Annotated in this window: 13 protein-coding genes; 9 read left to right on the top strand and 4 right to left on the bottom strand. The window is 42.2% G+C overall.

The window, feature by feature from the left end; genetic code table 11:
* Positions 1–343: 343 nt before the first annotated feature.
* Complete coding sequence (serS, locus tag N0824_RS11200) at positions 344–1,627, top strand: serine--tRNA ligase (RefSeq protein WP_108936824.1); 1,284 nt, start codon at positions 344–346, stop codon at positions 1,625–1,627.
* Between the two features lie 56 nt (positions 1,628–1,683).
* Here serS and N0824_RS11195 read toward each other — a convergent pair whose 3' ends face one another.
* Positions 1,684–2,844, bottom strand: a complete 1,161-nt coding sequence (locus N0824_RS11195) for a 2,3-diketo-5-methylthiopentyl-1-phosphate enolase (protein WP_108936823.1) — start codon at positions 2,842–2,844, stop codon at positions 1,684–1,686.
* A gap of 279 nt (positions 2,845–3,123) precedes the next feature.
* On the opposite strand from N0824_RS11195, the gene N0824_RS11190 reads away from it, so the two are divergent.
* The 3 genes from N0824_RS11190 to N0824_RS11180 all read left to right on the top strand — a co-directional run bounded on the left by N0824_RS11190 (position 3,124) and on the right by N0824_RS11180 (position 7,142).
* A complete protein-coding gene (locus N0824_RS11190; protein ID WP_108936822.1) occupies positions 3,124–4,242 on the top strand; it encodes a peptidylprolyl isomerase in 1,119 nt (372 codons plus the stop codon).
* Between the two features lie 742 nt (positions 4,243–4,984).
* Positions 4,985–6,577, top strand: a complete 1,593-nt coding sequence (locus tag N0824_RS11185; protein WP_108936821.1) for a glycosyltransferase family 39 protein — start codon at positions 4,985–4,987, stop codon at positions 6,575–6,577.
* A gap of 100 nt (positions 6,578–6,677) precedes the next feature.
* The gene (locus N0824_RS11180; RefSeq protein ID WP_108936820.1) at positions 6,678–7,142 is read left to right on the top strand and encodes a DNA phosphorothioation-associated protein 4; all 465 of its coding nucleotides are present in this window, start codon (positions 6,678–6,680) and stop codon (positions 7,140–7,142) included.
* Positions 7,143–7,154: 12 nt separating this feature from the next.
* Here N0824_RS11180 and N0824_RS11175 read toward each other — a convergent pair whose 3' ends face one another.
* From N0824_RS11175 to N0824_RS11165, 3 genes are read right to left on the bottom strand one after another with little or no spacing between them, the layout of a single operon-like run.
* Entirely contained in the window at positions 7,155–7,790 is a 636-nt protein-coding gene (locus N0824_RS11175; RefSeq protein ID WP_108936819.1) for a DUF1361 domain-containing protein, read from the bottom strand.
* A 3-nt stretch (positions 7,791–7,793) separates the two neighbouring features.
* On the bottom strand, positions 7,794–8,210 hold the full coding sequence (locus N0824_RS11170) for a thioesterase family protein (protein WP_108936818.1): 417 nt from the start codon (positions 8,208–8,210) through the stop codon (positions 7,794–7,796).
* Between the two features lie 7 nt (positions 8,211–8,217).
* Positions 8,218–8,736, bottom strand: coding sequence for a cofactor assembly of complex C subunit B (locus N0824_RS11165; protein ID WP_002734244.1), 519 nt, complete (start codon positions 8,734–8,736; stop codon positions 8,218–8,220).
* A 135-nt stretch (positions 8,737–8,871) separates the two neighbouring features.
* Between N0824_RS11165 and N0824_RS11160 the strand changes: the two genes are divergently transcribed.
* The 5 genes from N0824_RS11160 (at position 8,872) to N0824_RS11135 (ending at position 14,385) form a co-directional block, all read left to right on the top strand.
* Positions 8,872–9,777 carry a metal ABC transporter permease gene (locus N0824_RS11160; protein ID WP_108936817.1) on the top strand — a complete coding sequence of 302 codons (906 nt, stop codon included), beginning with the start codon at positions 8,872–8,874 and terminating at the stop codon, positions 9,775–9,777.
* A 366-nt stretch (positions 9,778–10,143) separates the two neighbouring features.
* Positions 10,144–11,430 (top strand): RNA-guided endonuclease TnpB family protein, encoded by a 1,287-nt coding sequence (locus tag N0824_RS11150; RefSeq protein WP_108936816.1) that lies wholly within the window; start codon positions 10,144–10,146, stop codon positions 11,428–11,430.
* Between the two features lie 174 nt (positions 11,431–11,604).
* Positions 11,605–12,732 carry a DUF3747 domain-containing protein gene (locus N0824_RS11145; RefSeq protein ID WP_108936815.1) on the top strand — a complete coding sequence of 376 codons (1,128 nt, stop codon included), beginning with the start codon at positions 11,605–11,607 and terminating at the stop codon, positions 12,730–12,732.
* A gap of 193 nt (positions 12,733–12,925) precedes the next feature.
* Positions 12,926–14,051 (top strand): peptide chain release factor 2 gene (prfB, locus tag N0824_RS11140; protein ID WP_108936814.1). Its coding sequence is split into 2 segments (ribosomal slippage): positions 12,926–12,997 and positions 12,999–14,051, totalling 1,125 coding nucleotides; the frame shifts between segments, so codons are not numbered across the junction.
* A gap of 82 nt (positions 14,052–14,133) precedes the next feature.
* Positions 14,134–14,385 (top strand): hypothetical protein, encoded by a 252-nt coding sequence (locus tag N0824_RS11135; RefSeq protein ID WP_002739055.1) that lies wholly within the window; start codon positions 14,134–14,136, stop codon positions 14,383–14,385.
* Positions 14,386–14,459: the final 74 nt, after the last annotated feature.

Raw genomic sequence — 14,459 nt, 5'->3', positions numbered from 1 at the left:
TCATCCGTTGTCATAATTGTACCAGAAGGCAATTGATAGCCTGTTAAATTCCCTTGTTTCCACCACCTCCAAGCCGTTCGATAACTTATTCCTGTTTTTTTGCCTAGTCCGATAGTTTTGTCTGTACATATTACCATGAATGACTATATATGACCATATTTGTATTTAAACTTTACAATACCCCAGTTTCCGCTGCCGCTAATTTTACCGGCGGCTTTTAACCGATATTTTAGTTAAGTTTTGAGTTATTATTGACCATTGGTTAGGGGTTGAGAACATTTCTCCTCAGGCTGCCAATTCCCCGACTCTCCCACTTACTTTTTATTTTTTACTGACTCGTACCATGTTAGACCTAAAGCAAATTAGAGAAAATCCAGAGGAAGTACAGAAACGCTTAGATAGTCGGGGAGGTAGTTATGATATTGCCCCTATTATCCAGTTAAATCAACAACAGAAGGCTTTAGAGTTAGAACGCAGCAGTTTACAGGCCCGGGGTAACGAAATCGGTAAACTGGTGGGACAAAAAGTGAAAAGTGGCAGCGATGTCAACAGTCCTGAAATTTTGGTGCTGAAAACAGAAGGAAACGAGATTAAAAGTAAACTAGCTCAATTAGAACCGCAAGAAAAAGCCATTAAAGGGGCCATTGACCAAAAAATCTTAGATTTACCCAATTTACCCAGTGAAACCACTCCTATCGGTAAGGATGAACGGGAAAATGTCGAAGTCAGACGCTGGGGAGAGGAATATAAACCCACCAACCCGAATATTTTGCCTCACTGGGAAATTGGGGAAAAATTGGGCATTTTAGACTTTGAACGGGCAGTAAAAATCGCCCAGAGTCGTTTTGTTAATCTTATCGCCCTCGGGGCTGCCCTAGAAAGAGCTTTAATTAATTTTATGCTCGATCGCCATATTGTCGCCGGTTATACAGAAGTTTTACCGCCAATTTTGATTAATAGTGACTCCCTGCGCGGGACGGGACAACTGCCAAAATTCGCGGAAGAAAGCTTTAAATGTCGAGATGATGAGCTTTGGTTAGCACCAACGGCAGAAGTACCCGTTACTAACCTTTATCGCGATGAAATCCTCTCATCGGAGCAATTACCGATCAAACACTGTGCCTATACCCCTTGTTTTCGTCGGGAAGCGGGCAGCTATGGCAAGGATACGAGGGGCTTGATCCGTTTGCATCAATTTAATAAGGTGGAAATGGTCAAAATCGTCCATCCTGACACTTCTGCTCAGGAACACGAAAGTTTAGTCGCTAATGCTGAGGCAATCCTACAAGCTTTACAGTTGCCCTATCGGGTGATTGAATTGTGTAGCGGTGACTTGGGTTTTTCGGCAGCCAAATGTTATGACTTAGAAGTGTGGCTACCTTCGGCTAATACCTATCGGGAAATTTCCAGTTGTTCTAATTTTAGAGACTTCCAAGCACGACGGGCAAATATTCGCTTTAAAGAAAAAGGGCAAAAAGGCACTAATTTTGTCCACACCCTCAACGGTTCGGGATTAGCGATCGGTCGTACTATGGCCGCTGTCCTAGAAAATTATCAACAGCCAGACGGGACGGTAAAAGTGCCAGAAGTGCTGCAACCCTATCTAAAACGGGAAGTTATTTGTTAATTTTTCTGAAAAATGCTTGACAAAATACTTGTATAGTGCATTTGAAAAAGTTGCTCTTAACCCCACTCTAGAATTGCCTGTTTTAAGGCTCCTTCGGGCAAATTGGCGGGATCAAAAGAATCACCCGCTTCTATTCTGGCTAAAGCTTCAAAAAAAGCCCTCACACCACTGGCCGGTCCCGATGGGTGGTCCATAATTCCGGTTCCCGCATTGAGGATAACATTACGTCCGTAATCCCCAAGGACTTGGGGAACAATACCTGGACGGATACCGGCCGAGGGAACCGGAAAAACGTTTCTATCGCGCAAAATATCCCGAATTTTGCCTTCCTCCTGGGGATCGAAGGGTAAGCTACCATAAGCGGCGGGATATAGCACCGCATCGGCTCCTGCGTGGGCCATCATCGTCCCCAAAACCACAGAATAGGCTAATCCCGTATCGCTACCGGCACACATCGCCCCAGCAAAGGCAGGATGGGCGAAAATAGGAACATCGATCGCCGGATCACTGGCTAAAGCTTCTAAAACGGAAAAACCGTAGGTAAGAACGTTTAATAACAGGGCATTAGCCCCATGTTTCACCAATAAACGGGCTTTTCTCTGCAATTCGTCCGCTTTTCCAGTGACATTGACCGCATAGAGAACATTTCTGCCGGTTTGCTGCCGCACTTCCTCCAAAACTCGGCGACAACAATCTAGGCGCTCGTGGGTGGGAGCCACGGGAAGATCCGCCATGATTTCATCATCTTTAATCACGTCTAAGCCAGCAAAAGCCACTTCTCGCAGGATATCGGCGTGATCTTGGGCCGATAGTCCTAAAGCGGGTTTAAAAATTGCCATTACTAGAGGTCGATCATAAACCCCCAAACGTTGCCTAATTCCTGTGATTCCCAGCTTGGCTTTTGTGCCGTAGGTTTCGGGGAGATACACCCCCACCACTTTTCCGGCTCCAGCCATGGAATATTTGCCGAAAATCATGGTTAAAAGACTGGCGATGTCATTTTCAACGTTTATCTGGGGAAAACGCACCCTAGCCACCTTATAACCGTTGGCTTCCTCCCTGATTCCCACCACTTCCGCTAGGTGTTTTTGCAGCTGCTCTTGACGATGACTGTGGCGCTCGCTCCAAGTGCCGGCGGTTTGACCGATAGCGATCGTTTTTGCCTGTTTTTCGGCATTAATAGCGGGTGGAAAGCGATAATCGACAATGATAGTCATAAAAGATAAAAAAGGGAGTGGGAATTATGAATTATAAATTATGAATTATGAATTGGGGAAGAGGGGAGCCTTTTTCAGTGATCAGTAAACAGTAAACAGTAAACAGTAAACAGTAATCAGTGAACTGAAAACTCACATCTGACAACTGATAACTGATAACTGATAACTGATGACTGATGACTGATGACTTCGATCGGTTTTCTCGGCTATTGACAAGGGTTCCCCTAAAAGCCTACAAGTATTTTGGATAGGTATAGCCATTGAGGAACCGACCAAAATATGAAAATAACGACAAGATTACGCGAATGGGGCAAATTTTTCTTAAAAAGGGCTGCTAGTATTGCCCTAGCACTATTTTTAATCTTAAGTCTGTTCACGGTTAAAGGGACTGCTCCTGCTTTAGCTGTGCTTGCTCAGGGTGACGCGGTAACGGATCCCACTGCTATTTTACGCAATGCCTTACCCATAGATAATAAACCAATTCGTCAAGTGCAACAATCGATCGAAGATATTGCCAAACATCTGCGGGCCAAGCGTTGGAGTCCGATTAAAAAAGATGTCAAGGATGCCAATTATGCCCTTTCTACCAAAAGCAACGCTATCTTAGATAGTGTTCCCGAAGCAAGTAAAAGCCAAGGGGAGGAATTAATCGAAAAACTGAAAACGGGAGTGGCAGCCCTGGATACGGCCGTAGAAGCGAAGGATAAAGAGGCAGTTTGGTCAACCAGACGGGAATTGCTCAATAATATCACCGCTTTAGAAGAATTAATGGTGGTGGGTTTTCCCTTTAATGTTCCCCCAGAATACGCTAACTTGCCGCAATTGCGAGGACGTGCCACCGTAGAGATGCAGACCACCAAAGGAGATTTAAGCATCGTTGTGGATGGTTACAGCGCTCCGGTTAATGGGGGTAACTTTGTGGATTTAGTCCAACGGGGTTTTTATGACGGTTTACCCTTCATTCGCAGCGAAGATAATTTCGTTGTCCAAACCGGGGATCCCGTCGGTGCAGAAGAGGGATTTATTGACCCGAAAACTAAGCAATATCGCTCTATTCCCTTAGAAATTTTGATTAAAGGGGAAGAAGAACCAGTTTATGGCAATACTCTCGAAGAATTAGGGATTTACTTACCTAGTCTCGCCTTGCCTTTTAACGCTTTCGGTGCATTGGCCCTAGCGCGTCCGGATACTAATCCTAACGGAGGTTCCTCGCAATTCTTTTTCTTTAAATTCGATAATGAATTAACTCCTCCGGGGTTTAATCTCATGGATGGTCGTTATTCGGTTTTTGGCTATTTAGTCCAGGGAAAAGAGGTGTTAGAAGAACTTACCGATAAGGATAAGATTATCACCGCTAAGGTGGTTTATGGCTTAAATAATCTCGTCCAACCTAGCTAGGTTGGGGGTTTTTAACTGGGTTTTGTTAAGACACAGAGATTAGTCGAGATAGGGGAAGCAGCTCGGATTCTGGGTACTTCCCCCGATACTCCTAGGGTCGTTTCATTCTCTCATCGGAATAAATATCTGAAAATTTGTCAAAACGTCGTGCTTTGTAGGGTTGATTCATGAATCAACCCTACCCTTAATCCCCCCTTGATAAGGCTGTCCTTTAGTCACATCTTTCTTAACATTTCAAACCTTTGTAGCACAAGGCTTTCAAGACTCGGTTAACAATTTGTAATATTCCTTGTTGACACCCTTACTGACAAAGAAAAAACTGAAATCAAGTCAGGATAAGGGTTGGAGTGCTTACTGCAAAAATTGTTAAGAAAGATCCCTATAAGGGATAGCTTGATAAGGGGGGTGCCTGACAACTTTTAACACCTACCTACTTAAGATTATTAATTACGCAATCTATCGCCCTGATTATTATTGCTTTGATGGTGGCAAAAGTTATTTAATTAACATCAGTTTTATCTAAGTTACCCTTTCCCTTAATCCTCGTTCATATCCCCAATCAGCAACGCCTAGGGAGAGTTGGTTGATAGCCAAGGTCTAAGAGATGACAGAGTTGGTGATATAGTAACTAAAGATCACATTTAAATCTAACCTTGCCATAGATGCACAAGTCTCGAATCTGGCAAACCCAAAAATCTCCCGTCTCTAACATCAGTTTTAGCGATGAAATGAGGTAAGAATTTTGACGAAAATACTTAGCGATCGCATTGCCGTTTATCTTCTCATCGGTGGACTCCTGTTTAGAATCATCATCGCCCTAGGGCTTTATCCCGGTTACGATGAGGCATATTATTACGTTTACAGCCATAATCTAGATTGGAGTTATTTCGATCATCCGCCAATAGTAGCGATTTCCACGGGTTTTGGGACTTGGATCACGGGATTAGTCAATCAATTTACCATTCGCTTCGGGACTCTCCTTTTATATACTGGCAGCCTCTGCTTGCTATATCTGACAGCTTTAAAATTGTTCAGTCTGCCGGTCGCCAGAATGACTTTAGCGATCGCCACCCTCATCCCCATCTATGGGATTGTCTTCGGGATTCTCTCGCAGCCAGATAGTCCTTTAATCTTTTTTTGGTCATTAACAGTCTATTTAGCTGCTCAAGAATTCTGGCCAATTCGGGAAAAAAACTATCATCCTAGCTATCGTCTCGCTTATATTGGACTTGCCGTAGGATTGGCGGTTTTAAGTAAATATCATGGCTTTATTTTGGGCTTTGGTTTAGTTTTATTTTGTCTGACCACTCCCCGCTATTGGCCTGTATTTAGATCCCCCTGGTTGGGATTAGGATTTATTCTTTTTTTGATAACTTTATTGCCGATTATCTACTGGAATATTAACCATGATTGGATTTCCTTTCGCTTTCATTTAGAAGACCGTTTTTCTGGAGAACCCAAAACCTTTAATATTCTCGGTATTCTCTCGGTTATTGGCATTAGTATCGCCACGATGTTTCCTCCTTTCGGTTTGCCAATGTGGTGGGTGACATTTAAAAGCTTTGGCGAACAAATTCCTAACTTTCTCTCGAAAAAAAGATTTTTTCAGCGAGATGAAGAATCACTAAAAAAATGGTTAATTCTCTCGGTTTCTCTGCCTTTAATCCTGGGAATGCTTTATGTGGGTGCTTCCCATTATCTCGCCCCTAGTTGGATTTTACCCGGGTTCTGGTCCTGCACGATTTTATTAGGAGAAAAGGCCAATACTTGGCAGCAATCTTCTCGAATCTGGGTAAAAAGATGGTTATGGGGTTCAGGAATTTTTATCTTTACTGTTTTATCTATAGCAATGCTTCACGTTACTTTTGGCACTTTCCAAAAACCTAGTAAATACGCAATCTTTGGGGGAATTATTGCGCCAGAACAGGACCCTTCTCGGGAAATTGTCGATATCGATCAACTGCGCCAAGGCTTTGCTAATTCGCCCGAATTATTAGCGCTATTAAAAGATTCTAGCTTCGTTTTTACCCATAGTTTTTATGTGACAGCATGGCTAGATATGGCTCTCTATCCCCTAGTTCCTATTCCCGTCACCTGTTTTAACAACGATCAAAGGGGTTATCAAATTTGGTTTAACCCTCAAGAATGGATCGGTAAAAATGGTTTATTAATTACTACAAATAGTTCTCTAGAAAGACCAGAAATAATCGATCGCTACCGTCCCTATTTCCAAGATATAATTAAAGTAGCTGTCATTCCGATCAAGCGCGGTGGTGTCGCCATCGAACAATTTCATGTTTACCAAGCTAAAGGACTAATTAAAACTTATCCTTAAAGCAGTTATAGCGGGTAGGGGATAGATAAAATAGTTCATAAATACTGATAACTTCTATCTCCTGAATTTTGTAAACTTTTTAACTTTTTACTTGATAAATATGTCCATTCATCGAGTGCGTATTGCTAGAGATAAAGGGGAATTTGTCCAGTCCTTAGTTAATTTTAATCAGGGAATTGGACCCTTTCAAACCTATGCTGATGTCATCGCTTTTGCGGCGGCTTTAGGGGTAAGATATCAAGAGAGGGTGGCGATAGAAAATGTAGCGAAGGAACCCTCACCTATTAACCTGGAAATTTTTATTTCTCGTGGCTACGATACCCTAATCAAATTATTGGCAGTCAATGAATTCCAAGACACGAAAATTCTTTCTCCCCACGGGGTAGATTCGGAAGCTTTGCGAGTGACAATTTTCGAGGAATATGCCAACGCCGGTTTAGCAAGATTAGAACGAGAATTGCGCGGTGCGGTGGATTATACTGAAAGATTATTGTTAATTATCAGTCAAGAACGTTTTCGAGAAATTACTGCCACAACCGAATTCGATTTAGGGAGATTTTTGTAGTAGAAATCCTAGTTATTCTCGTAGGAGGGGAAACAATTGTTTATAAAGTCTTTTATTGATTTCGTATAGTAGCCAAATAATTAAAAAACAGACAGAGATGAAGATCAAAGGTTTTTTAGTCAGTAAATTCTGCAAACTCCAGAATAGTTGCTGCGGTTGAGTGACTAAATACCAACTATTCAGTCGGAGAAACCTTCCTAAATAGATACCGATCGCACTTAAAAAATGGAGAGTTATTTCTAGGGGTAAAACTGCTGAATTTAGCTGACTTTGCTGACAATAACTTTTTAAATTAAGTAAGGAGAGAACGTATAGCTGAAAGCCAATAAAAATAAAAATACTATACTGGGGAATTAAAACTAAAAAAATTAAACTTTTGGCGTAATCCTGCTGAACATAAGAGATTAAATGAATGCTATCGGTGAGAATATAGGGAGCATTGGGTAAAAAAAGCACAAATACTAAGAGAATTAACCACCAGAGTAGGGAACGAGAAAAAGCGATGCGAAATAGCCAAAAGCTGAGGATAAAGGGGATAAACGCCAGAAAATAATTCCAGATAATTCTCCCGGTACTAAGGTTAAATAATTGCCAAGCACTGTGCCACCAATCCCTAGTTAAAATGATCGTTAAATCTGCCCAAATCATCTCTTAAATACCGCTATCCTCTGGGTTTGATAAGTATCCTAACCAATTTTTTAAAGATTCCGGGAAAGGGATTCTTTGTCTATTGGTGGGAGCGATGCACACATGGCGGGTTTTCGCTTTTCCGACCATGATTTCAGCCAAATAAATTTTATAATGCAATTCAAACTCGTTTTCGCTTAGGGATTGGACAGTGAAATTAATCTGTATTTGATCGCCACAAAAAAGAGGCCGAAAAAACTGGATTTCCGCTTGAGTAATCGGTAGGGCAACCGGAGAATCTTTCAAAAAATCCTTGATATTGATGCCAAATTGTGCTAAAGAAAACTCGTAGGCTTCATGACAGATTGAGAGAAGATGGGCAAAATAAACCACACCGGCCGCATCGCTATCGGCCAGATAAATTAGGCGCTCGTAGGACATAAAAAGCTTATTGTCTTTCCAGAAAGGTTAAACTATCTTGTAGTTGTCTTAACTCGTCTCGATGGGCTTTGACAGTTAATTCCGTTTGCTGAGATTTGCTTTCTACTTTAAAAGCCACTTCTTCTAAACGGCCGACTTTTTGCCAATAGAAAACACCGGCGAGGGGAGATAAACCCACAAGAGCAAAAATATAGGGATTAGTATCAGGAAATAACACCGATAACACCAGTGAGAAGCAAAATAAACCCAAGGCCGCTAAAATTGTCAAAAATATCGCTAGAAACGGGCTAGGCGGCACAAAACCCTGTAATCTGACAATATTCTGTTCGGGTTCGATCGCCTTGACTTGATAGGAACGTCGGTCAAAATAATCTCGCAGTTGTTCTAATAGTTGGTCGTCACTGGTACTGGTAAGATAGACACGCTGTTCGATACGCTCTTTGACGGAACCGCGAATAAAAAAGAATAATCCCACCATGAGCAGGAGAGTCAGAAAAAAAGTTGAGGAAAGAACGGGGGTATCCATGGCGGCAGTTAGGAGCGAAAAAACTTACAATTAATCCTAATTATCCTAACCTATCTTCTCCCCCGATTTAGAAGATAGACCCTAGGAGCAAAACCTCGATCGAGAATCAGAAAAATTTAACCCCAAGGCAGATTCATGGGCAACAATCTATTAACAGGATTAATCGAACCCTTGCAGTATAGTTTCATGCAGAGATCCCTAATTGAAGCTATCATCGTCGGGATCATCTGTGCGGTGGTGGGAACCTACCTGATGGTACAACGTTTGGCCCTTTTGGGCGATGCCATCAGTCACTCGGTCTTACCCGGACTAGCGATCGCTTTTATTGGTAATTTTAATCTTCTCCTGGGTGCTTTACTAGCCTCAATGGTCAGTACCCTACTGATTAACTTGATCCGTAATCGTTCCCCAATCAAAGAAGATGCGGCCATGGGTATTGTTTTCTCGGCTTTTTTTGCCCTTGGCATCACCCTGATCACTCTCATCCAAAAAAACAACAAAATTGACCTTAATCACTTTCTCTTCGGCAATATTCTCGGTGTTACTGCTGCCGACATTCGCGATACCCTAATTATTGCCATTATCGTTTTATTAACCGTTTTGCTCCTGTATAAAGAACTATTATTCTACACTTTCGACAAAATCGGGGCGCAAGCGGCGGGTTTACCAGTAAATTTATTAGATTTAGGCTTAATGCTCCTGATTGGTTTGACAATCGTTGCTAGTCTCCAAGCGGTGGGAGTAATCCTCGTTTTGTCCCTTTTGATTACTCCGGCAGCCACTGCCTATCTTTTAGTTACCCGTCTTCATCAAGTCATGGGTTTAGGTGTGGGTGTGGGTATTATTTCTAGTATCAGTGGGATGTATTTAAGTTATTACTGGAATTTACCCTCTGGACCGGCGATCGTGCTTGTCGCTTTTACCCTATTTATGTTGGCCTTTTTATTCAGTCCCCGTCAAGGAATTTTCACCCATCCCGCTAGTCTAGGTGGTCAACTTTCTATCTGGGGAGAGATGAAAAATTTGTTGAGAAGACGTTAGTTTGCAGGAGAAGGTGGGGTTTTTGGCCAGTGATCAAAAAAAGCCGACGGCCGAGATAACTGCGATAATTTGCCGGATTTTTATACTAAATCCAGTTATTAAAAACTGATTATCCGATCTTGTATCACCGAGTTATCACGCCGGGGAACAGACCTCCGGACAATTCAAGCTGTGAACGGTCACGCTTTGATCGCGAATTTACCTAAAATGTCGAATGAATGCCCCCGCTAAATTTTTCGACAAGACATCAACCTTTGCGGGGGATGAAATCCGACCAGAATATTAGCAACGGAGCATCGGTTTAATTCCACTATCTGTGGGTAAACTGTGCTATAATTAACTTAACCAATGGTCGTGGATTGTTAGATGCTAGTCGTAGAAGCAAAGCTAAAAAACGGAACACTAGAGCAATATCACCGGCCTGATGAAGCGATCAAAACTTCTCAGTTTGTGCGTAACTCTTGTGTTCGTTATTGGATGGACAATCAAGGGACAAACCGCAATGATCTCCAAAAACTTTGTGCGTTACTAGCTAACAATAAAGAGACACCTTGGGTTAATAAATTAAACTCACAAGCACGTCAATCGGCTGCTGATAGAGCCTGGCAATCAATTACTAGGTTTTACCATAATTGTCATGCTAAGATACCAGGGAAAAAAGGTTTTCCTCGGTTCAAAAAGCATAGCCGTTCCGTTGAATACAAACTAACAGGCTACAAACTATCTGATGACCGACGTAAAATCAGATTTACTGATGGTTTTAAAGCAGGAGAATTTGATTTATGGTGTAGTCAAAAAACTTTAGTTTATTATTCAGAGCAACAGATTAGACGGGTAAGAGTTGTTAGACGTGCTGACGGTTATTATTGTCAGTTTTTGATTGACGTAGAACGGCAAGAATACCAGAAACCAACGGGACAAATAACAGGAATTGACTTAGGGTTAAAAGAGTTTTATACCGATGCCCAAGGCAATACTGTAGAAAATCTACGTTATTTAAGAAAGTTAGAAAAACGACTAAAAAAAGCACAAAGGAGATTATCAAAACGATTTTGTAAAGAAAAGAAACAGTCTAAAAACTATCACAAGCAACGGGTAAAAGTAGCTAAACTTCACCTTAAAGTATCAAGACAACGTAAAGACAAAGCAATTAAAGATGCTTTGGCGTTAGTCCAGTCTAATGATCTGGTCGTCTATGAAGCTTTAAAGGTAAGAAACTTAGTAAAAAACCGTAAGCTTGCCAAGTCGATTTCCGATGCTTCTTGGTATCAATTCACTGAATGGTTTGAATTTTTTGCCAAGATTTATCGGATTGTTTGTGTTGCTGTACCACCACATTTCACGACTCAACATTGTTCAGTTTGTGGGACGAGAGTTCAAAAATCATTAAGCATTAGAACTCATCAATGTCCTCATTGTCAAACAATCTTAGATAGGGATCATAATGCAGTAATCAACATTCTTAAAAAAGGGTTGAAATATTTGGGAAATCATCTCAACGGTACTGTTGGGCAAACAGAAACTGACCCAAACGACTTGGGAGAGTCCGGTCTCTGGATTTTTAATGGAGACATTGAGAATCTAAGCTGTCTCGTTGAACAAGGAATTTCCGATAGTGATAGGTCAAGAATCCCCCGTCACAGCGTAGCTTGACGGTGGGAGTATGTCAAAGCGATATATCGAATTAGATCCAGACCGCACCAAAAACGCGCTCGAAAAGATTTTTAGCCATTTTGGGGTATCTTCCAAGAAAACAAAATTCTCTCGCTTACGTCTAGATCGATAAAATAAATGCAAGTACAATCTCTATAACAACGCTCCCTATTTATGAATCTAAAATCATCCTTAACATTTACCCTACTGTTTTCACTTCTGGGGGGGTGTCTCCTGACTACACCTAGTCAAGCAACTCTCTTTGAACAACGAGAAGTTAATCAAGAGGATTTTATCGCTATTGCCCGTCCCTACGGTAATGGTAAATACGATTTACTGATTTTGCAACAAATCCCCGGAAAACGCCAATGTTGGGCGGTAAATGGCACAGAACCGACCATTGTTCAGCCTCTGCTGCTCGATTTCGATTTTACCGGCAGTTGTGAACGGGCCACCGACAGTAACGGTTATTCCCTTCGCATTCAGGGCAAAGATTACGGTTTAGAATACCTGCTGCGTATCGTACAACGCAACGGGGAATTAGTCCTCGTGGGAACCCCCCGCAATCCCAGACAATCGGAGGTAATTATTGGACGGACAAAAGGTTTCGGTAAGGGTTTAATGCAAATTTATCTCATCGATGGCTGGCGCTTTACTAAACGCAGTCTAGCCGGTCAAAATCTCAGTCATATCTATCTAACTGCCGATAGTCCCAGTTTCAATCCTCCCCCAGAACTACTCGCGGGTACCCAATCGTCTATCCCCCCCACACCCCCCCCCAGAGAATCCGTCAAAGCAGAAACACCGGTTAATCCTTCCGCTAATCCCGAAGTGCGAGAATATACCTTTACCGCTGCAGAAACAGCAGTACAGAGCAATCCTCAGCCAGTGGTCAGTAATCCAGTACCAGAGCCAAATTTTACGCCACAGACCCCAGTTACCCCTAATTTACCTCCCCTGACTCCTCCCAATGCTCAGAATAATAATGCAATTGTACCACCACCGCCGCCGCGCAACCTAGGCAACCAGAGAAGTTTATCAGACGTAATCACTTTTAATCGACCAGCCGCTAATCCCAGTAGTGGTAATATGAGCAATAGTGGCCGCAAAGGCTTTAAAGTAGTAATTGAAGCTAAAACTGAGAGCGATCGCAGCAAGGTTCGTTCTCTCTATCCCGACGCTTTCCCCACTTCCTACAAAGGTCGTTCTGTCTGGCAAATAGGCGCTTTTAGCAGTCGTGATAAGGCTGAAAACGCTTTACAAAGTCTTGCCCCCCTGCGCGGATCGATCGTACCATTTTAGGGAACGCTGGAACTGCGGAACGGGGAACAGAGAGTGCATAGGGGAAATGGGGGAATTTCAACTAATACCCCAAAACCCTAAAACCCCAACTCTCAACTCCGGCCTCCTGACTCCTGACTCCTGACTCCTGACTCCTGACTCCTGACTTCTAGAGTAACTGATAACTGATAACTGATAACTGATAACTGAAAACATGGAAATATCGGAACTAAAAAAAGGTCTCGAGATAGTAGGATCGCGCCTGGGTAAAACCCAGGAATATCTTTGACTTACCCACTTTAAGGGCCAAAATTAAAGACTTAGAACAGGTGGCGGCCGTCCCTACTTTTTGGGATAATCCCGATACGGCTCAAAAAACCCTGCAAGAACTAAATGAATGTAAATCTTCTTTAGAAACCTATCAGGGTTGGTGTGAACAATTAGAAGATACCAAGGCAATTATCGAGTTATTAGAATTAGAATCCGATCGAGCTTTACTAGAAGAAGCAACGGACAATTTAACTCATTTACAGCATGACCTTGATCGTTGGGAATTGCAACAGCTTTTAAATGGTCCCTACGACGCAAAAGGAGCGGTTTTAACGATTAATGCGGGGGCCGGGGGAACTGATGCCCAAGATTGGACAGAAATGCTCCTGAGAATGTACACTCGTTGGGCCGAGAAACAGGGATATAAAGTCACTTTAGCGGAAATATCAGAAGGAGATGAAGCGGGAATTAAATCGGTGACAATTGAAATCGCCGGAACTTATGCTTACGGTTATCTAAAAGGAGAAAAAGGCACCCATCGGTTAGTCAGAATTTCCCCTTTTAATGCTAATGGTAAACGTCAAACCAGTTTCGCCGGGGTGGAAGTGATGCCAATTTTGGGCGATGATGTGGTGAGGGTAGAAATTCCCGATAAAGATTTAGAAATTACCACCACTAGATCGGGGGGAAAAGGTGGACAAAATGTTAATAAAGTGGAAACTGCCGTGCGTGTGGTTCATCTTCCCACAGGTATCGCTGTACGTTGTACCCAAGAGCGATCGCAATTACAAAATAAAGAAAAAGCCCTAGCTTTATTAAAAGCGAAATTGTTAATTATCGCTCGGGAACAACAGGCTCAAGCGATCGCCGAAATTCGCGGCGATATGGTGGAGGCCGCTTGGGGCAATCAAATCCGTAACTATGTTTTTCATCCCTATCAATTGGTCAAAGATCTCCGCAGTAATGTGGAAACCACCGATGTTACTGGGGTAATGAATGGGGATTTAGATAGCTTTATTGAAGCCTATTTACGTTTGGGGGGGAACAGTGCAGGTTATACTGATTCCTAAGATGAGAGCAGTTCTATTTTCTCGCAAATTCTGTTCTTATTGGCTGGTGAAGCTATTTGTCCTCTACTAAGAAGAAAAATCAATGGTTATTATCGAGATTACCAATGTGGAAGAAATATTGAGCGCAAAAATTGGCTCTTTTGCCGCTAAAATCGTCCAAGCTCTAGCAGATGATGAAGGGAAAGTGGAAGAGGTTCTCATCAAAGAATTACAGGCTAATTTTCAGGAAAGGGGGATTAAAGCTAATCTGTTTAGCGTCACTGGGTTAGATATGCTCGGCAATGGCAGGCTAGAAGTTAACGTTAATGTTCGTTCTGCTAATATGATGTCCTAAGAGAAGATAAAATCACCAATGGTTGGGTTAAATATAGTTAAACCCAACCTTATTTTGGTAGTTACCGTCAAAAG

It is taken from the genome of Microcystis sp. 0824, assembly GCF_003112475.1.
Taxonomy (GTDB): Bacteria; Cyanobacteriota; Cyanobacteriia; order Cyanobacteriales; family Microcystaceae; genus Microcystis; species Microcystis aeruginosa_C.
The sequence above is the reverse complement of the archived record's forward strand: the minus strand, read 5'-3'. Positions and strand labels throughout refer to the sequence as shown.

Coding starts and splice junctions, on each gene's coding strand:
- N0824_RS11180 (WP_108936820.1), top strand. CDS start 6,678: ATGTCCATTCATCGAGTGCGTATTGCTAGAGATAAAGGGGAATTTGTC.
- serS (WP_108936824.1), top strand. CDS start 344: ATGTTAGACCTAAAGCAAATTAGAGAAAATCCAGAGGAAGTACAGAAA.
- N0824_RS11175 (WP_108936819.1), bottom strand. CDS start 7,790: ATGATTTGGGCAGATTTAACGATCATTTTAACTAGGGATTGGTGGCAC.
- N0824_RS11195 (WP_108936823.1), bottom strand. CDS start 2,844: ATGACTATCATTGTCGATTATCGCTTTCCACCCGCTATTAATGCCGAA.
- N0824_RS11145 (WP_108936815.1), top strand. CDS start 11,605: ATGAATCTAAAATCATCCTTAACATTTACCCTACTGTTTTCACTTCTG.
- N0824_RS11165 (WP_002734244.1), bottom strand. CDS start 8,736: ATGGATACCCCCGTTCTTTCCTCAACTTTTTTTCTGACTCTCCTGCTC.
- N0824_RS11190 (WP_108936822.1), top strand. CDS start 3,124: ATGAAAATAACGACAAGATTACGCGAATGGGGCAAATTTTTCTTAAAA.
- N0824_RS11170 (WP_108936818.1), bottom strand. CDS start 8,210: ATGTCCTACGAGCGCCTAATTTATCTGGCCGATAGCGATGCGGCCGGT.
- N0824_RS11150 (WP_108936816.1), top strand. CDS start 10,144: ATGCTAGTCGTAGAAGCAAAGCTAAAAAACGGAACACTAGAGCAATAT.
- N0824_RS11160 (WP_108936817.1), top strand. CDS start 8,872: ATGGGCAACAATCTATTAACAGGATTAATCGAACCCTTGCAGTATAGT.
- N0824_RS11135 (WP_002739055.1), top strand. CDS start 14,134: ATGGTTATTATCGAGATTACCAATGTGGAAGAAATATTGAGCGCAAAA.